14 protein-coding genes are annotated in these 17,926 nt (G+C 59.1%); 7 read left to right on the top strand and 7 right to left on the bottom strand.

Features of this window, described 5'->3' with window-relative positions:
• Positions 1-59: 59 nt before the first annotated feature.
• On the bottom strand, positions 60-515 hold the full coding sequence (locus tag V6582_RS16675) for a GatB/YqeY domain-containing protein (protein ID WP_060719796.1): 456 nt from the start codon (positions 513-515) through the stop codon (positions 60-62).
• Positions 516-853: 338 nt separating this feature from the next.
• Here V6582_RS16675 and carA point away from each other — a divergent pair, with 338 nt between their 5' ends.
• Entirely contained in the window at positions 854-2,074 is a 1,221-nt protein-coding gene (carA, locus tag V6582_RS16670; RefSeq protein WP_070164242.1) for a glutamine-hydrolyzing carbamoyl-phosphate synthase small subunit, read from the top strand.
• Between the two features lie 97 nt (positions 2,075-2,171).
• Here the strand turns inward: carA and V6582_RS16665 are convergent, their stop codons facing one another.
• Both V6582_RS16665 and V6582_RS16660 read right to left on the bottom strand, forming a co-directional pair.
• Entirely contained in the window at positions 2,172-3,569 is a 1,398-nt protein-coding gene (locus V6582_RS16665; protein WP_156630980.1) for an MATE family efflux transporter, read from the bottom strand.
• 241 nt (positions 3,570-3,810) lie between these two features.
• Positions 3,811-4,713: a LysR family transcriptional regulator gene (locus V6582_RS16660; RefSeq protein ID WP_156630979.1), complete on the bottom strand. Its 903-nt coding sequence runs from the start codon at positions 4,711-4,713 to the stop codon at positions 3,811-3,813.
• 103 nt (positions 4,714-4,816) lie between these two features.
• Here V6582_RS16660 and V6582_RS16655 point away from each other — a divergent pair, with 103 nt between their 5' ends.
• Complete coding sequence (locus V6582_RS16655; RefSeq protein WP_156630978.1) at positions 4,817-5,806, top strand: aldo/keto reductase; 990 nt, start codon at positions 4,817-4,819, stop codon at positions 5,804-5,806.
• 6 nt (positions 5,807-5,812) lie between these two features.
• Here V6582_RS16655 and ypfJ read toward each other — a convergent pair whose 3' ends face one another.
• The 3 genes from ypfJ to V6582_RS16640 all read right to left on the bottom strand — a co-directional run bounded on the left by ypfJ (position 5,813) and on the right by V6582_RS16640 (position 8,884).
• Complete coding sequence (ypfJ, locus tag V6582_RS16650; RefSeq protein WP_156631010.1) at positions 5,813-6,709, bottom strand: KPN_02809 family neutral zinc metallopeptidase; 897 nt, start codon at positions 6,707-6,709, stop codon at positions 5,813-5,815.
• A gap of 190 nt (positions 6,710-6,899) precedes the next feature.
• A complete protein-coding gene (locus V6582_RS16645) occupies positions 6,900-7,583 on the bottom strand; it encodes a glutathione S-transferase family protein (RefSeq protein ID WP_156630977.1) in 684 nt (227 codons plus the stop codon).
• Positions 7,584-8,158: 575 nt separating this feature from the next.
• Entirely contained in the window at positions 8,159-8,884 is a 726-nt protein-coding gene (locus V6582_RS16640; RefSeq protein ID WP_197434316.1) for a DUF1868 domain-containing protein, read from the bottom strand.
• A 289-nt stretch (positions 8,885-9,173) separates the two neighbouring features.
• On the opposite strand from V6582_RS16640, the gene carB reads away from it, so the two are divergent.
• The 5 genes from carB to V6582_RS16615 all read left to right on the top strand — a co-directional run bounded on the left by carB (position 9,174) and on the right by V6582_RS16615 (position 17,107).
• A complete protein-coding gene (gene carB, locus V6582_RS16635) occupies positions 9,174-12,656 on the top strand; it encodes a carbamoyl-phosphate synthase large subunit (protein WP_156630975.1) in 3,483 nt (1,160 codons plus the stop codon).
• Positions 12,657-12,789: 133 nt separating this feature from the next.
• Positions 12,790-14,034, top strand: a complete 1,245-nt coding sequence (locus V6582_RS16630; protein WP_337739190.1) for a DUF2235 domain-containing protein — start codon at positions 12,790-12,792, stop codon at positions 14,032-14,034.
• 471 nt (positions 14,035-14,505) lie between these two features.
• On the top strand, positions 14,506-14,982 hold the full coding sequence (gene greA, locus V6582_RS16625; protein ID WP_156630974.1) for a transcription elongation factor GreA: 477 nt from the start codon (positions 14,506-14,508) through the stop codon (positions 14,980-14,982).
• A gap of 186 nt (positions 14,983-15,168) precedes the next feature.
• A complete protein-coding gene (locus V6582_RS16620; RefSeq protein WP_156630973.1) occupies positions 15,169-16,269 on the top strand; it encodes a glycosyltransferase family 4 protein in 1,101 nt (366 codons plus the stop codon).
• Positions 16,270-16,279: 10 nt separating this feature from the next.
• A complete protein-coding gene (locus V6582_RS16615; RefSeq protein WP_156630972.1) occupies positions 16,280-17,107 on the top strand; it encodes a glycosyltransferase family 25 protein in 828 nt (275 codons plus the stop codon).
• Here the strand turns inward: V6582_RS16615 and V6582_RS16610 are convergent.
• Complete coding sequence (locus V6582_RS16610) at positions 17,061-17,813, bottom strand: hypothetical protein (RefSeq protein ID WP_197434315.1); 753 nt, start codon at positions 17,811-17,813, stop codon at positions 17,061-17,063. The genes V6582_RS16615 and V6582_RS16610 overlap by 47 nt on opposite strands.
• Positions 17,814-17,926 lie beyond the last annotated feature (113 nt).

Raw genomic sequence — 17,926 nt, 5'->3', positions numbered from 1 at the left:
TTTAGCGACCCGTCGTGCGCCATCTATGGCGCACGACGCTGTATACGGCGACTTCGGCCTTACTTGGTCAAAAGCTCTTTCACCACGCCGGAGGCCTTGGCGAAATCCATCTGGCCAGCATAGCGTTCTTTCAAAGCGGCCATCACCTTGCCCATGTCGCGCACGCCTTCGGCGCTGATTTCGGTGATGATGCCGGAAATCGCTTCGCGGACTTTATCGTCATCCATCTGCTCGGGCATGAAGGCCTTGATGATCGCCACTTCCTCGCGCTCCTGGGCGGCAAGCTCGGGGCGGGCATTGTCTTCGTAGATCTTGGCCGATTCCTCACGCTGCTTCACCAGCTTGGCCATCAGCTGAAGGATGTCGTCGTCGCTGGCCTCGGCCTTGCCCTCGCCGCGATTGGCGATATCGCGGTCCTTGATGGCCGATTGCACCAGGCGGATGGTGGAAAGCCGACGGCTGTCCTTGGCTTTCATCGCTTCCTTCAGTGCAGTCGTCAGATCCTCGCGTAGCATGTCTTCATCTCCTTGGGTGACTGTGGAGCCCCTGGCCGCCGTTCAAACGGCACCGTGGCTCGCTTCAGGCGTGGTGATACCCCTCCCGGAGGCTCCGCGCAATGCGGGGGTGTTTCAAGACTTCAAGGGAAAACACCTCTTTTACCTGAGGAACAATTGACCCGGCCCACGCTTCTCGTCTATGTACCATCGCCTGCACAGACATCGACATCAGGTTCCCGCACGCGCATCCTCTTGCTGCGCGAGGACCCTTGGCACAACTAGATACTGGCACACAAAGATAGCCACGCGCCGCCGGTTTGCATCGGCCGGGGCAAGCGGCTGGAAAAGGAACGGATATGACCGCAACATCGCCATTGCCCACCGCAGCTTGGACAACAACCAAGCCGACAGCACTTCTGGTTCTGGCTGACGGCACCGTCATCGAAGGTCAGGGCGTCGGCGCCACCGGCGATGTTCAGGCCGAGGTGTGCTTCAACACCGCGCTGACCGGCTATGAGGAAATCCTTACCGACCCCTCCTATCTCGGCCAGATCGTTACCTTCACCTTTCCCCATATCGGCAATGTCGGCACCAATGAGGAAGACATTGAAGACCTGACGCCCGCTGCCCGCCATGGCGCGGTTGGGGTGATCTTCAAGGCCGATATCACCGAACCATCCAATTTCCGTGCCACCAAGCACCTCGATGCCTGGTTGAAAGCACGCGGCATGATCGGCCTGTCCGGCGTCGATACGCGGGCGCTGACCGCCTGGATTCGCGAAAACGGTGCGCCGAACGCCGTCATCGCTCATGACCCGAACGGCAATTTCGACATTGAGGCGCTGAAGGCCAAGGCCAAGGCCTGGAGCGGGCTGGAAGGTCTTGATCTTGCCAAGGTCGCCTCCTCCGGCCAGTCCTCCACCTGGGGTGAAAAGCCATGGGTGTGGAACGAGGGCTTTTCCGAACTGGCTGACAAGGATGCCGATTATCACGTCGTCTGCGTGGATTTCGGCGTGAAGCGCAATATCCTGCGGCTGTTTACCGGCCTGAAATGCAAGGTCACGGTCGTTCCTGCCAATACCAGCGCCGAAGATATCCTGGCCTTGTCGCCCGATGGCATTTTCCTCTCCAATGGCCCCGGCGATCCGGCTGCAACCGGCGAATACGCCGTGCCGGTCATCAAGGAATTGATCAACACCGATATTCCGCTGTTTGGCATTTGCCTTGGCCATCAGATGCTGGGTCTGGCGCTGGGCGCCAAGACCGAGAAGATGCATCAGGGCCATCACGGCGCTAACCATCCGGTCAAGGATTTCACCACCGGCAAGGTGGAGATCGTCTCGATGAACCACGGCTTCGCGGTGGATTCGAAGTCCCTGCCGGAAGGCGTTGAAGAGACTCATATTTCGCTGTTCGACAACACCAATTGCGGCCTGCGCCTGACCGGCAAGCCAGTGTTTTCCGTCCAGCACCACCCGGAAGCCTCCCCCGGCCCGCAGGACAGCCACTATCTGTTCCGCCGCTTCATCAACATGGTGCGCGAGAAGAAGGGCGAACCGGCTTTGGCCGAGCGCTGAACCGCAGATAATAGCCGATGAAAAACATAAGCCGACCAATCACTTGGTCGGCTTATTTGATTCTCATGCAGAGCCTTATCATATGGGTAGAACGGCTTTACCGGTTCATCATCCGCATTTCGTGGCGAAGCCGCAGCCAGAACCGCAGCCCCATCATGACGGCGGCGCTGGAAAGCCCGATCAGGAAACCGAACCAGACGCCAAGACCGCCCATCCCCAAGGGAAACGCCATGAACCAGGCCAGGCCGAAACCAATTGGCCAATAGGAAATCAGCGCCAGGACCATCGGTACGCTGGCATCCTTCAGGCCGCGCAGCAGCCCGGTGGCAACCGCCTGCATGCCATCCACCAGCTGGAAAATACCGGCGACCACCACCAGCGGCGCTGCATAATCCAGCACCGCCGCCGCATCGCCCCGGCCCCGGTCGAGAAACATTCCGCTCAATTCATTGGAGAAAAAGAAGAACAGCAACCCGCCGATCACCGAGATCAGGGCTGCCATGCAGACAACCGTGATGGAGGCCCGTACCACATCGGTAAAATCACCGCGCCCATGGGCGACACCAATCCGCACGGTGGCGGCCTGCGCCAGCCCCAGCGGGATCATGAAGGCGATGGAGGCCAATTGCAGGGCAATGCCATGCGCGGCCAGCTCAATCGTGCCAATGCTGCCCATCAGCAGGGAGGCAGCCGTAAACAGACTGACTTCAGCCAGCACCGTCACGCCAATCGGCAGGCCAAGCTTGATCACATCGCGCAGTGCATCCCAATCGGGCCGCCAGAAGCGCACGAACAATTCGTATTTCCGGGTGACGCTGTTGAAATGCAGATAAAGACCCATGGCGATCATGGCGAAGACATTGACCGAAACCGCCACCCAGGCAGCCCCCAGAATGCCGAAAGCCGGAAAACCAAAATGGCCCAGCACAATGCAGTAAGCCAGGGCAGCATTCAGCAGCAAGGTAGCGATGGTGATATATAGAACGATCTGCGCCCGCCCGATGGCGCTGACCAGCGCCCGCATCACCGCAAACATCAGCGCGACAGGCAAGCTCAGCCACATGATGCGGATATAGCTCGAGGCAAGCTCGACCACCTGCGGCACCTGCCCCAGGGCCAGCAGCACATCACGCGAGTAATGGAAGAGCGGCCAGGTCACCACGCTATAGGCGAGCGACACCCACAAACCCATGCGAATGGAGCGACGGGCCAGGCGCACATCGCCCTTGCCATAGGCATTGGCCACCATCGGCATAACCGCGATGGAAAAGCCCGAACCGAAAATAAACACCGTGAAGAAAAACTGCCCGGCCAGCACCAAAGCCGCCAGCGATTCGGCTCCCAGACGGCCGACAATCACCACATCGGTCGTGTGGATTGCCAGTTGCGCCAGTTGCGCACCCGCCAGGGGAATACCCAGCGCCAGCGTGGCGCGAACATGGCTAAGCCAGCTTTCAATGGGCGCGCCAAGGCGCTGGGACGAGGCATAAGTCATGAGAACTTCCAAAACGAAAAAAAGCCGCTTCCAGTCAGGCTGGACGAGCGGCGGGGTTTCAGCATCGTATACCGGACATGGCGCATACAGGTCAGCTGCTATGCATATTCTCTTCTCAACCGCCGAGCTGTGTGAGGAAATAATATGCAATTGCCTCGGTACGTCAAAGCCGTGACGTTTTCAAGACATAAGCAGATGCTTCAGAAAAACTCGTCGTCCCATCACGGTTGTTGATGAGCGATCAACCGGGATCGCCATGCTGGCGGATATAATCGACGAAGACCCGCAGGGGTACGGGCATGTGGCGACGGCTGTGATAATAGAGGAAGGGACCGGAAAACTCGTCCTCCCAATCGGTCAGCACCCGCTCCAGCCGTCCGGCATTCAAATCCTCGATCACGAAGTCCTCGAATGTGCGCATCATGCCAAGTCCGGCCCGCACCGCGGCCAGTTCCAGATCGACCGTCTCGGCGATCAGCCGGGGTGGCGGGGAGACATTGATCGCCTCGCCCTCGCGTTCGAAATGCCATTCATTCACCCGGCCACTGTTGAAGCGATGCAGAATGGAGCGGTGATGGATCAGGTCGCGCGGACATTCCGGTCTGCCATACTGCGCAAGATAAGACGGTGCAGCCACGCAAACATAGCGCTGGCGGCGCGGGCCGATGGGAACCGCGATCATGTCCTGATGCAGCGCCTCTTCATAGCGGATGCCCGCATCGCAGCCTTCGGCCAGCACGTCGATCAAAGCGTCATTGACCATCACCTCCAGCAGAATATCCGGATAGGCGGCCAGAAAGCCGTTGACAACAGGCGGCAGCACACACCGGGCGACGATACCAGGCACATTGAGCCGCAACCGTCCGAAGGGGCGCTCGCGAAACTGGTTGATATCGTCAAGCGCCAGTTCGATATCGGCCAGCGTCGGCGATAACCGTTCCAACAGCCGCGCTCCGGCATCGGTGAGGGTCACGCTGCGGGTGGTGCGGTTCAGCAGCCGCACGCCAACCCGCGCCTCCAGCCGCCGCATCGCCTCGCTCAGCGACGAGGCCGAAACGCCGCGCAACTTTCCGGCTGCCCGGAAGTTTCTCAACCGGGCAATGGTGGCGAAGGCATCGAGATCGGCCAGCGGTAGATCGCTCATTGTGCATAAATCCAAACAACACATACGGAATAAATAGGATTATCGCACAAAGCCAAACAGCGTAAACCTGTTTTCAGACAGACAGCAGAAAAGGAAACTGGATATGCAAACGGTAAAACTTGGAAAATCCGGCCCTCAGACCTCGCGCCTTGGATTGGGATGCATGGGCATGTCGGGCATGTATGGGCCTTCCGACCGCACGGAAAGCCTCGCCACCCTGCACGCCGCCATCGATGCCGGGGTAACGCTGATCGATACCGGCGACTTCTACGGCATGGGCCATAATGAAATGCTTATTGGAGAAGGGTTGAAGGGCGGCCTGCGCGACAAAGTGCAGATCAGCGTCAAATTTGGCGCTCAGCGCGACCCTGCAGGCGGCTGGATCGGGTACGATGCACGTCCATCGGCCGTAAAGACGGCGCTGGCTTACACATTGCAACGGTTGGGCACCGACCATATCGACATTTACCGCCCGTCCCGGCTCGATCCCAATGTGCCGATTGAAGAAACCATCGGTGCCATCGCAGAGATGGTCCAGGCCGGGTATGTCAGCCATATCGGCCTGTCGGAAGTCGGCGCAGATACGATCCGGCGGGCGGCAAGCGTCCATCCGATCGTTGACCTGCAAATCGAATATTCGCTGATCTCGCGTGGCATCGAGGACAGTATCCTGCCAACCTGCCGGGAACTTGGCATCGGCATTACCGCCTATGGCGTTCTGTCGCGCGGGCTGATCAGCGGCAACTGGACCGCACCGACAGCGCCAACCGATTTCCGCGCCCATTCGCCACGCTTCCAGGGCGAGAATGCCGACCACAATCTGGCCCTCGTCGAAGCCCTGACACAGGTCGCGACCTCAAAAGGCATGACCACAGCGCAAGCCGCCATTGCCTGGGTGCTGGCCAAGGGCGACGACATCGTGCCGCTGATTGGTGCCCGCCGCCGCGACAGGCTTTCTGAATCTCTCGGCGCACTCAACCTCACCCTTTCACAGGAGGATATCGCCGCCCTTGAAACAGCAGTCCCCAAGGGCAGCGCCGCCGGTTCCCGCTATGCAGAGGCGCAAATGGCGCATCTGGACAGCGAGAAGTAACCGCCATCAAATCGGGCCGGAAAAGGTGTCGCAGGCATCCATCCGGCCCTGGTCATAGCCTTTCTTGAACCATGCCATCCGCTGTGCGGCGGAGCCGTGGTTGAAGCTCTCAGGCACAACATAGCCCTGGGACCGCTTTTGAATCGTATCGTCGCCGATCTGCCGGGCGGCGTTCATTGCCTCCTGCAGATCGCCCGCCGAGAGCAATCCCTGCTGATCGGCCTTCCGGCCCCAGATCCCGGCGAAGCAATCGGCCTGCAATTCGACGCGAACCGACATCCGGTTGGCGTCGGCGGCACTCATTGAGCTGCGCATCTGGTTGAATTTCGGCAGGATGCCGGTCAGGTTCTGCACATGATGTCCGACCTCATGGGCAATAACATAGGCCTGGGCAAAATCGCCGGAGGCCTGGAACCGCTTGGATAGCTCCGTGAAAAACGCGGTATCGAGATAGATACGGCGATCTCCAGGGCAGTAGAAAGGCCCGGTCGCCGCAGAGGCTGCGCCACAGGCAGAGGGATATTGACCAGAAAACAGCCGCAGCTTTGGCATTTCATAGGTCGCGCCGCGCTCTTGAAATGCTGTGGTCCAGACATCCTCGGTAGACGCCAGCACGCGGCTCACGAATACTTTCATTTCTGCCTGTTCTGGCGTGTCGCTGACCTGCTGCTGCTGCGAAGACGGCGCGGACCCACTGCCCTCCTCAAGCAATTGCAACATATCGATGCCCATCAGGCGAAGACCGAAATAGATCAGCACCAGAATGATGATGGTCGAAAAACTCAAACCCCGCCCACCACCGCCAAGCGGCAGCCGGATGCCGCGCCGACCGAAGCCACCGCCGCCTGATGCACCCCTGACATCCTCGAGATTTTCGGACTGACGACGCCCATCCAGTTCCATCGGTTCTCTCCCCAGCCGCATATGCAGAACGCACATGTTCAGCAAAAACAGCCGCCGTGCAACAGCACCGGCGGCAGGCTGGTAACGGCTTGAGCCCAACAGTGTTCCAAACACTCCTAAGCTCAACAGTGTTCCAAACACTTTTAAGCAAAACAGTGTTCCAAACACTGGGGGATGGAAAACAGCGCGATCAGGTCTTGGCGAACATATAAGCTCCGCCACGTTGCAGGGCGCGCTGATAGGCCGGCCTGGCGCGGATTGTGGAAAGATAGGCGCGCAGTGTGGAAACATCGCCGGTATCGCCGGAAATCGACAGCACCGATTCCACCGGGAAGCTCATGGCGATATCCGCAGCGGTAAAGTCAGGACCGGCAAAATAGCCATCCTTGCGCAATTCTGCCTGCCAGAAAGCCAGATGTTCACCGATCTGCGGATCGATCATCTTGCCGCAAACGCCATCGGAAATCCGCTTAGCCACTCCTCGCAACAGAAATGGCATTTGCCGGGACAGCCTTGTGAATACCAGTTTCATCACCAACAGGGGCATGGCCGAGCCTTCGGCATAATGCAGCCAGTAACGGTAACGCAGGAAAGCGACGCTGCCCGGTGCCGGACGCAAAACCGTCTTGCCATTGGTATCGGCGCCATAGGTGTCGATCAGATATTCGATAATGGCGCCGCTTTCGGCGAAGATCCGGCCATTGTCTTCGATGACAGGCGATTTTCCCAGCGGATGCACGGCCTTCAACGCCGCCGGTGCATGCATATCGGCGCCGCGCTTGTAGGTTTTCACCTCATAAGACAAACCCAGCTCTTCCAGCAGCCAGAGAATGCGGTGCGCCCTGGAATGCTCCAGATAATGGACGGTAATCATGGGCAGGTCTCCTGGCTCATATCGGTTGCCTGGGCAAATAGGCCCCAGCCAGAGCATTTCCAGGAAAAGTGTGAAACGGTTTTAGATGCGCAAACACGATGGATAAAAAAATGTCTCATGAAAATACCTTGGATTTTTAAAATCTGCTGTCATGTCCCTGGCATCTGCCAGAACCAGCCCCTGGCATCTGCCAGAACCAGCAAAGGACATGACGAAAGTCAGGCTGCACGCCTTGCCGTTGCAAGTCGATAGCCAATTTTGCAACCCTGACAGAGCGTTAAAAAATGCCATTTGCCTTGAAGGCGCCACTAAAACGGTGCAGCCAGGGGAAATGGTCGAAGACGATGCCCGTTTCCCATAAATTCCCATGGGATCAAATAGTTAAACAATCGTCTCGTTGAGAATTTCTAAAAAAATCCGACAACAAAGACGCATTGGGATGTCGCAAAACAGCGGCAGGCTATGTTTGCGAAAAGCATAACAATCCCATCGCATCGATCCGGAAAAGGCAACAGGGTTTCAGATTGCTCCGATGCGAAACGATACAATATCGTATTTCTTAGCAGTCATTTTTTTCAGTCGATGTTACGCTGCAATACGATCAGTTCTTCGAAATGCTTCATATCGTTAAAGGCACAGAAAGCCGGAGGATCAAGGGCTATATCCTCAAATTGCTCCAGGAGTTCTTCTCGCGCCGCCTCCAGCATGGCCTGCCACTGAAAAAGAGCCGCCTCGGAAAATGGCCTGACGACATAGGCAAAGGTGATATGAAACTCATAACTTTCGTGGTCGGGATGGCGATAGCCGAACAGATCCGCCAGCCTGTCGCGCCACTGCGCCAAGGCCCGGCGATCCGCCTCGCCCACCGGCTCAAGTCTTAGCCCCGTCGGCACCATCCGGGCAATCTTCATGCGAAAATCCGGTCCGGGCGCAAAATGTGTCAGCCGCTGCGCGAGGATTTCCGTCATGTCGTCGATTGGCGCATCCAGCGGCAGATCCTTTGGCCAGAAACCGGCGGTGCGCCGATGTTCGATAATGCCCTGAAACAGGGTCATATGCAGGCTGGAGGCAGGGGTAACGGCCAGATGGTCAGCCTCGGACATTTGCTTGTAGCGCTCCTGCAAGGCGACAATCGCCTTCTGGCTTTCACTTCCTTCGCGAAGATGGCAGACAATGGTGTTGCCCGGTTCGGGTAGGAAGTTGCCTTCCGCATCGAAACGGATGCCGAGATGTTTCGATGGCCCGGGGCGGCCAACAGCAGAGAAACGAATGAGGTCGGACGACAGTTGCGTCTGCGGCATGAGGGCCATCTCCTTTGAAACCGAACAGGTTTCCTACAGCGCCCACACAAATGGCATGTGACAAACCGGTCCATTTCTCACTGTAATGTTCCGGGGGAAATTGCAGGACCACATCGCCGCCGCGCCCGCCCTTCACTTATCCGTAGAAAAAGCGAAAACGGGGGTTCCGCTGATCGCCACAATTCCCTATAAGCCGCTTCTAGCCTGAAATACCATGGATCTGCGCCCGACCGGTGATGCCCCTCACCTTGGCCGGTTTTTCGCGCAGGTGAAGAGATCGGATAGAGACATGCCAAAGCGCCAAGACATTAAATCCATCCTCATCATCGGCGCTGGACCGATTGTCATCGGCCAGGCATGCGAATTCGATTATTCCGGCACCCAGGCCTGTAAGGCGCTGAAGGAAGAAGGCTACCGGGTCATCCTGGTCAATTCCAACCCGGCGACCATCATGACCGATCCGGGCCTTGCCGACGCAACGTATGTCGAGCCGATCACGCCGGAAGTGGTCGCCAAGATCATCGCCAAGGAACGCCCGGATGCGCTGCTGCCAACCATGGGCGGACAGACGGCCTTGAACACCGCGCTCTCCTTGAAGCGCATGGGCGTGCTGGATCGCTATAATGTCGAGATGATCGGCGCCAAGCCCGCTGCCATCGACATGGCCGAAGACCGCGCCCTGTTTCGGGAAGCCATGGCCCGCATCGGCCTTGAGACGCCAAAATCCATGCTGGCCAATGCCACCGAAATCAAGGACGCCGACCGCAAGACCCATGAAATCGCCCGTAACGAGGTGAAGGCCCGGCTTTCCGGCGCCGAACTCGATACAGCGCTGGACGATTTGGAAAACCAGTGGAACCTTGGCGAAACTGATCGCAAGCAGCGCTATATGAACCACGCGATGGCGGTGGCTGCCCAGGCGCTCGACGTCGTCGGACTGCCTGCCATCATCCGCCCCTCCTTTACCATGGGCGGCACCGGCGGCGGCATTGCCTATAACCGCTCGGAATTCTTCGAAATCATCGGCTCCGGCCTCGATGCCTCGCCAACCACCGAAGTGCTGATCGAGGAATCGGTGCTGGGCTGGAAGGAATATGAAATGGAAGTGGTCCGCGACAAGGCGGACAATTGCATCATCATCTGCTCCATCGAAAATATCGATCCGATGGGCGTCCATACCGGCGACAGCATCACCGTTGCCCCGGCCCTGACGCTGACGGACAAGGAATACCAGATGATGCGCAACGCCTCGATTGCGGTGCTGCGCGAAATCGGCGTCGAGACCGGCGGCTCCAACGTGCAGTTTGCGGTCAACCCCAAGGATGGTCGCCTCGTCGTCATCGAGATGAACCCGCGCGTGTCGCGCTCGTCGGCGCTTGCCTCCAAGGCGACCGGCTTCCCGATTGCCAAGGTCGCCGCCAAGCTGGCGGTCGGCTATACGCTGGACGAGTTGGACAATGACATTACCGGTGGCGCAACGCCTGCCTCCTTCGAACCGTCGATCGACTATGTCGTCACCAAGATCCCGCGCTTTGCCTTCGAAAAATTCCCCGGCGCCGCACCAACACTGACCACCGCGATGAAGTCGGTCGGCGAAGTCATGGCGATTGGCCGCACCTTTGCCGAATCCTTGCAAAAGGCGCTGCGTGGCCTGGAAACCGGCCTGACCGGTCTGGACGAAATCGAGATCCCCGGCCTTGGTCAGGGCGACGACAAGAACGCCATCCGCGCCGCCATCGGCACGCCGACCCCGGACCGGCTGCGCATGGTTGCTCAGGCATTGCGGCTCGGCATGTCGGAAGCCGAAGTGCATGAAGGCTGCAAGATCGATCCGTGGTTCATCGCCCAGCTGAAGGCAATCACCGATCTGGAAGCCCGCATCCGCGAGCATGGCCTGCCCGAAGACGCTGAAAACCTGCGGATGCTGAAAGCCAAGGGCTTTTCCGATGCGCGCCTTGCCAGCCTGTCGGGCAAGCGTCCAAAGGAAGTGGCCGAGCTGCGCAACGGCCTCAACGTCCGCCCGGTCTTCAAGCGCATCGACACCTGCGCTGCCGAATTCGCGTCACCCACGGCTTACATGTATTCGACCTATGAGACGCCGTTCGTCGGCGCGCTGCGCTCGGAAGCGCAAGTGTCGGATCGCAAGAAAATCGTCATCCTCGGCGGTGGTCCGAACCGCATCGGCCAGGGCATCGAGTTCGACTATTGCTGCTGCCATGCCGCCTTCGCCCTGAAGGATGCCGGTTTTGAAGCGATCATGATCAACTGCAACCCGGAAACCGTCTCTACCGACTACGACACCTCCGACCGCCTGTATTTCGAGCCGCTGACGGCGGAAGACGTCATCGAAATCCTGCGCGCCGAGCAGGAAAAGGGTGAAGTGGTCGGCGTCATCGTACAGTTTGGCGGCCAGACCCCGTTGAAACTGGCCGAGGCCCTGGAAAAGAACGGTATCCCGATTCTCGGCACCGCGCCTGACATGATCGATCTGGCCGAAGACCGCGACCGGTTCCAGAAGCTCTTGATGAAGCTCGACCTCAACCAGCCCAACAACGGCATCGCCTATTCGGTCGAGCAGGCGCGCCTTGTCGCCTCTGAAATCGGCTTCCCGCTGGTCGTGCGTCCGTCCTACGTGCTGGGCGGCCGGGCCATGCAGATCATCCACAATGAGAGCATGTTGCAGAGCTACCTGCTGGATACCGTGCCAGGCCTGGTGCCTGAGGATATCAAGCAGCGCTACCCGAATGACAAGACCGGCCAGATCAACACGCTGCTCGGCAAGAACCCGCTGCTGTTCGACAGCTATCTGACCAATGCTATCGAAGTGGATGTCGATGCGCTGTGCGACGGCGAAAGCGTCTTCGTCTCCGGCATCATGGAGCATATCGAAGAGGCGGGCATCCATTCCGGCGACAGCGCCTGCTCGCTGCCATCGCGCTCGCTGAGCAAGGAAACCCTTGACGAACTGGAACGCCAGACAGCCGCCATGGCCAAGGCGCTGCATGTCGGCGGGTTGATGAATGTGCAATATGCCATCAAGGATGGCGTGATCTACGTGCTGGAAGTCAATCCACGCGCCTCGCGTACCGTGCCGTTCGTCGCCAAGACCATCGGCGCGCCGATAGCCAAGATTGCTGCCCGGATCATGGCCGGTGAAAAGCTGGATGCGGCAATTGCCGCTTACGGCGCCAAGCCCGATCCGCGCAACTTGAAGCATATCGCCGTCAAGGAAGCCGTGTTCCCGTTTGCCCGCTTCCCCGGTGTCGATACGCTGCTCGGCCCGGAAATGCGCTCGACCGGCGAAGTGATCGGCCTCGACACCAGCTTTGCTCTGGCCTTCGCCAAGAGCCAGCTCGGCGCCAGCGTCGAGCTTCCCCGCGATGGCGCGGTGTTCGTGTCAGTGCGCGATGAGGACAAGGTCCGCGTTCTGCCCGCCATCAAGCTGTTGACCTCCATCGGCTTCAAGGTTCTGGCCACCGGTGGCACCCAGCGCTTCCTTGCAGAGCAAGGCATCGAAGCGGTCAAGATCAACAAGGTTCTGGAAGGCCGTCCGCATATCGAGGACGCCATCCGCAACCGGCAGGTCCAGCTGGTGATCAACACCACCGACAGCAACAAGGCGATCTCGGACAGCAAATCGCTACGCCGCGCCGCTCTGATGCAGAAAGTGCCCTATTACACCACGATGGCCGGTGCGCTTGCCGCCGCCGAAGCCATTGAGGCACTGAAAAAGGGCCAGTTGGAAGTCCGCCCGCTGCAAAGCTATTTCTGATAGCCCGCCCAATAATCGCTGCTGACCGTCTGCGGTCGAAGGGTGAGGCTTTTCGCCTGACCCTTCAAAAGCCAGGGATGCCGCACCACCCTGATGATGCTATGAAAAACCCTCGATCTGGCGAGGGGGCAGCGTGGGCAAAAACATCGTCATTCTATTTGACGGCACGTCGAACGAGATTTCAGCCAGCCGGACCAATATGGTCAGGCTGCTTGGCTGCCTGACCCGCAGCGACGAACAATTGGTCTATTATGAACCGGGCGTCGGCACCTTCGGCGCAGAAGACGACTGGCTACGATTTGCGCGCAAATCCGCGGAAGTCTGGGGCTTGGCGACAGGCTGGGGGCTCGACCGCAACGTCAAGCGCGCCTACCGGTTTCTCGTTGAAAACTACCGGGCCGCACCGCGCGGCGATGATGGCAATAAGATTGGCGAGGACGACAGGATCTATATCCTCGGTTTCAGCCGCGGCGCCTATAGCGCCAGGGTTCTGGCCGGTTTCATCAATAGTCTCGGCATCATCGCACCGAATTTTCTCAACCTGGTGGACTACGCCTACCGGACTTATAAAACCATTCCGGAAGGGGAGCAGCATAGCGAAACGGCTGACGTCCTCAGCCATTCCCCGCCATCCGCCTTTGCCGCCATGCGTCTTTATGAGCGCACGTTGCGCGGCTGCCGTCCAGCGATTGCCTTTCTTGGCCTGTTCGACACCGTATCGACGGTGATCAATCAGACGCAGAGAGGTCTCACCTTCCAGACCTTCCCTTTCACGACCCGCAATCCCAGCGTGGCCACGGTCCGTCAGGCGCTGGCGATCGATGAGCGGCGCACGATGTTCCGGCCGGTCTACTGGAAGGCCGATCAGGAGTTCTGGGGCGGCCCGTTCAAGCCACAGGACCCGCAGAAGATCAAGCCGCAGAATTTCAAGCAGGTCTGGTTTGCCGGCTCGCATGGCGATGTCGGCGGCGGCTATAGCGAAGCCCAAAGCGCCACGGCCAAGATTCCGCTGGCCTGGATGATCGCCGAAAGCAGGCCGTTCGGCCTGGATTACGATGAAGACAGGGTGCGTGACATCGTCTATGGCGAACGCAACGACAATGACCGCGTGAAGCTTGATCCGCTGGCCCCGCTCCATGATTCCATGACATGGGGCTGGCTGCCGCTGGAGATCGTTCCACGACGCGTGCCGTTTTCCTCCTGGCGTCACCGGCCGCCCAAAGGCTGGTATCTGCCGCTCTGCGACCCTCGCTATATCGAGGCGGGCAGTCTCATCCATCAATCCGTCATCGACCGGCTGAATGGCCATCCAATGGCAGGCCCCTACCGACCGCCCAATATACCGCCGGACGGCGACTATAAAATCGAACCATGGTGATCGCTTCGGCCACCCCATCGATAAACGGATGACCGCATGGTACAAAGCGGGACACACTTCGCCTCGCCGTTTACAAAATCCTATCCTTGACCGAAGGTTAATCCGCACCGGACCCGAATCATCGGTTAGACTCGCCAGCAAGAACCGGCGACAAACGGCAGAGATAATGACCCCAAGGATGAAATACCTGCTTCTGGTCTTCGCGATTTCGATTGCGATGTGGCTTGTCGCCATTGCCCTTGTTAACGACATCTGGAACCTTATATCAGCGCGGTGATATGGTTTGCGGCTGGATGGTCGTGCCGGATGGGCAGATTGAAAATACGTCCATTCGAAATCTCTGGAAATTGACTGTTACAGTCTGCTATAATGTCACGAGTTGGATATGTGGCTGGTTCCGTGGCTTTGCTTCGGAACCTGTTTTATTTTCATGGCCACGCCATGCGGGCATGAAAGGTGAAGGAAGAGGACATGGTTGATAAGGTACCGATGACGCAGAACGGATTCTCCAAGCTTCAGGAGGAACTGCGCTGGCGTCAGCAAGAAGAACGTCCTCGGATCATTGAGGCCATTGCCGAAGCGCGCGCCCATGGCGACCTTTCGGAAAATGCCGAATATCATGCCGCCAAGGAAGCCCAGAGCCATAATGAAGGCCGGGTCTCCGAACTCGAAGATCTGACTGCGCGCGCGGAAGTCATCGATCTGTCGAAAATGTCCGGCTCGAAAATCAAGTTCGGCGCCACCGTCAAGCTGGTGGATGAGGATACCGACGAGGAAAAGGTCTACCAGATCGTCGGTGATCAGGAAGCCGATGTGAAGGCTGGCCGTATCTCGATTTCCTCGCCGATTGCCCGCGCCATGATTGGCAAGGAAGCCGGCGACAGTATCGAAGTCGTTGCGCCCGGCGGCTCCAAGGCTTACGAAATTATCGCGGTCAACTGGGGTTGATCGCCAGCCTCTGCTGTTGAAAAAGGCGCGCCTTGCAGGCGCGTCTTTTTTCTGTGAGCAGTAACCTGCACTGTACAGCGCCGTGCGCCATATATGGCGCACAAAGGTTCGCTGTAACGATTTATATCTGCTGCATAATTTTTTCTTCAAACCGATTCCGGTTTAAAGAATTATGCAGTAGCCGTGATGACGAAAGGTACCCTGTGCGTGCTTGATCCTGCTTCAATCCTGGTGGTGGCTCCTCATTTCAAGCGGCGGCTTTCGGGCGTAACCTCCACCGTGGTGCAATTGATCCCGCAGCAGCGTCGCCGCGGACTGGCCATTGCCACGCTTGGTCCCGGCCTGCCGGACACCATGCCAGCCCTGTCTTTCGCACAAATGCCAGCCTTGTGGAAAAAGCCGCGCGGTGCCTCCCACCGCGTCTGGCATGCCCGGCGCAATCTGGAAATGCTGGCGGGCGTGGTGTTGCGCGATGTTCTGCGCATGCCGCTGAAACTGCTGTTTACCTCGGCGGCCCAGCGTCATCACAGCCGCTATACCCGTTGGCTGATCTCGAAAATGGATGCCGTGGTTGCCACCAGCGCCCGCTCCGGCTCGTTTTTGCAGGTGCCGCATAGCGTCATCCGCCACGGTATCGACACCGAACTGTTCCACCCGCCTCAAGGTGCCGAGGACAGGATAGCAGCCACAAACCTGCCAGGCGATTATCTGATCGGCTGCTTCGGTCGGGTGCGCCACCAGAAGGGCACCGATCTGTTCGTCAAGGCGATGGTTGAGCTTCTGCCACGCTATCCCGACTGGACAGCCGTGGTCTCCGGCCGCGTCACCCCGGAACACAAGGGTTTTGCCGAGGGACTGAAGGCGCAGATTGCCGCCGCCGGTCTGACCGAGCGGATCGTTTTTCTGGGCGAAGTCGAGGATATCAAGCCATGGTATCGGCGGCTGACGCTCTATGTCGCGCCCTCGCGCAATGAAGGGTTCGGCCTGACGCCGCTGGAAGCCATGGCGTCCGAAACCGTTGTGGTCGCCTCGGATGCCGGGGCCTATGCGGAACTGATTGCCGAAGGCGCAACCGGCGCCGTGGTCGCCGCTGATTCCTATGCGCCGCTGCGTGACGCAATCGAGCCTTATCTGGCCGATCCCGGTCGCGCCTGCCTGCATGGCAAGGCGGCCGTTGCCCATGTGCGGGAAAACTTTGCGTTGGCGAGAGAAGCGGCAGGGCTGGAGGCGGTCTATAGCCGATTGCTTGGCAGGCCGGTGATCGCGCCGCCTGCGCCCCAACCATAAAGCCGACGCCATGCAGGTGCTGATCATCAATCTCGACCGCGCTCGTGAGCGGCTGGCCTTCCAGCAAGCGCAAATGCATGCCCTTGGGCTAGCCTTCACCCGCATAGCGGCCTTGGATGCCGATCATCTTCCCGATCTTGACGAGGCCTATTGGAGCGGCTGGGAAAGACCGATCCGGCCAGCGGAACGGGCCTGCCTGCTTAGCCATCGCCAAATCTGGGAGACCGTTGCCGCAGGCACGGCCCCCGTGCTGGTGCTGGAAGACGATGCGGTGCTGTCCGACAAGGTGCCTGCTCTTCTGGAAACACTGCGCCATCGCAGCGATCTCGACCATGTGACGCTGGAAACCCGCAGCCGCAAGAAACTTGTTGCCCGCACAAGCCTCTCCGACCTGCCGCTTCGTAGGCTCTACCAGGATCGTTCGGGGGCTGCGGCCTATATTCTCTGGCCGACCGGAGCCGCCAAACTCCTTCAGCGCAGTGCGCGCCACGGCGCCATTGCCGATGCGGTAATCTGCGCGGCCTATGAGCTTGCCTCCTTCCAGGCCGATCCGGCGCTGGTCGTGCAACTGGACCGCTGCGTCCCCTATGGTCTGCCCGAGCCGATTGCGACCCAGTCATCGATTTCGCCCGCTCAATCAGAAAGGCAGCGCCCAGCGCTGGCCTTTCGGCTCCGGCGCATCAAGGCCCAGCTGCGAATGGGCCTGCGTCAGCTTTGTCATAGCCATGACGCGCAGCGGCGGCAGGTGCCGGTCCGGCGCGAGGATTTCGACTATCTGAAGAGCTTGGCCGTCACTCAGACCACCAGCCCGTCCTCCCCCGGTGATGCTGCGCCTTGAGGCGGGCAAAGGCGGTATCTTCCACCTGCAACCGGTCGAAGACGGTTTTCAGTATCAGGCCGACCGGGCCTTGCGCCATCAACCCGTCGAGCCGCCAGCGCATGTTGCGCAGGGTATCGTCGGTGCCAATGGTAAAGCAGGACAGGCCGGAAAACAGCGGAATCAACTCGGATTGCAGCCGTTCCAGTTTTTGCGCATCGGCCGGTGCCGGAGCTGTCGCCAACACCCGCTCGGTCTCATAGATTTTCACCGTATTGACCAGCAGCGACACCAGCATGGCGCGCGCCCGCTCCCCGGCATCCGGGTGATGATCGACAAAACTGTCAGCGGCAGAAACCAGCCAGCGTAGATTGAGGTTTTCGCAGAGGAACTCAGCCTCCGCCTCCCACAGTGCCTGCAATTGCGCGAATGTCTGTTCCACCTGGAATTCGCGGCGCAGCAGCACGATCAGCCGGGCATGATGCCAGAGCAATTCCGGCTGGCCAGCAAACTCCCGGCGCAGATTTTCCAGATGCAGATCAAGCGATTTTTCCGAGCCGCGCGTCTGCTGCGCAGAGTCACCCTCGACCATCTGATGTTTGAGCGTCTGGTAATCCAGATCCGCGACAGCGTGACGCGCCGCGCCCCAGCGCTTGCGATGCTGGTTGAGAGAAAAGAACCGCTCGATCCGGCTTTTCTTGCGTGGCCCGTTTTTCTTCCCGAACATGGATTATCCTGTCACGGAATAGCTGCGAAATCCTCACGACATCACAGCTTCCTGCTTCAACTCCCCTACCTCTATCCGATTTGAGGGGAACCGATCCAGCCCATAAAGCGACC

Origin of the sequence: Agrobacterium vitis (assembly GCF_037039395.1) — a bacterium.
In the GTDB taxonomy this organism is placed as follows: Bacteria; Pseudomonadota; Alphaproteobacteria; order Rhizobiales; family Rhizobiaceae; genus Allorhizobium; species Allorhizobium vitis_E.
This window is presented reverse-complemented; position numbering and strand designations above follow the sequence as displayed.

Coding starts and splice junctions, on each gene's coding strand:
- V6582_RS16675 (WP_060719796.1), bottom strand. CDS start 515: ATGCTACGCGAGGATCTGACGACTGCACTGAAGGAAGCGATGAAAGCC.
- carA (WP_070164242.1), top strand. CDS start 854: ATGACCGCAACATCGCCATTGCCCACCGCAGCTTGGACAACAACCAAG.
- V6582_RS16665 (WP_156630980.1), bottom strand. CDS start 3,569: ATGACTTATGCCTCGTCCCAGCGCCTTGGCGCGCCCATTGAAAGCTGG.
- V6582_RS16660 (WP_156630979.1), bottom strand. CDS start 4,713: ATGAGCGATCTACCGCTGGCCGATCTCGATGCCTTCGCCACCATTGCC.
- V6582_RS16655 (WP_156630978.1), top strand. CDS start 4,817: ATGCAAACGGTAAAACTTGGAAAATCCGGCCCTCAGACCTCGCGCCTT.
- ypfJ (WP_156631010.1), bottom strand. CDS start 6,709: ATGGAACTGGATGGGCGTCGTCAGTCCGAAAATCTCGAGGATGTCAGG.
- V6582_RS16645 (WP_156630977.1), bottom strand. CDS start 7,583: ATGATTACCGTCCATTATCTGGAGCATTCCAGGGCGCACCGCATTCTC.
- V6582_RS16640 (WP_197434316.1), bottom strand. CDS start 8,884: ATGCCGCAGACGCAACTGTCGTCCGACCTCATTCGTTTCTCTGCTGTT.
- carB (WP_156630975.1), top strand. CDS start 9,174: ATGCCAAAGCGCCAAGACATTAAATCCATCCTCATCATCGGCGCTGGA.
- greA (WP_156630974.1), top strand. CDS start 14,506: ATGGTTGATAAGGTACCGATGACGCAGAACGGATTCTCCAAGCTTCAG.
- V6582_RS16620 (WP_156630973.1), top strand. CDS start 15,169: ATGACGAAAGGTACCCTGTGCGTGCTTGATCCTGCTTCAATCCTGGTG.
- V6582_RS16615 (WP_156630972.1), top strand. CDS start 16,280: ATGCAGGTGCTGATCATCAATCTCGACCGCGCTCGTGAGCGGCTGGCC.
- V6582_RS16610 (WP_197434315.1), bottom strand. CDS start 17,813: ATGTTCGGGAAGAAAAACGGGCCACGCAAGAAAAGCCGGATCGAGCGG.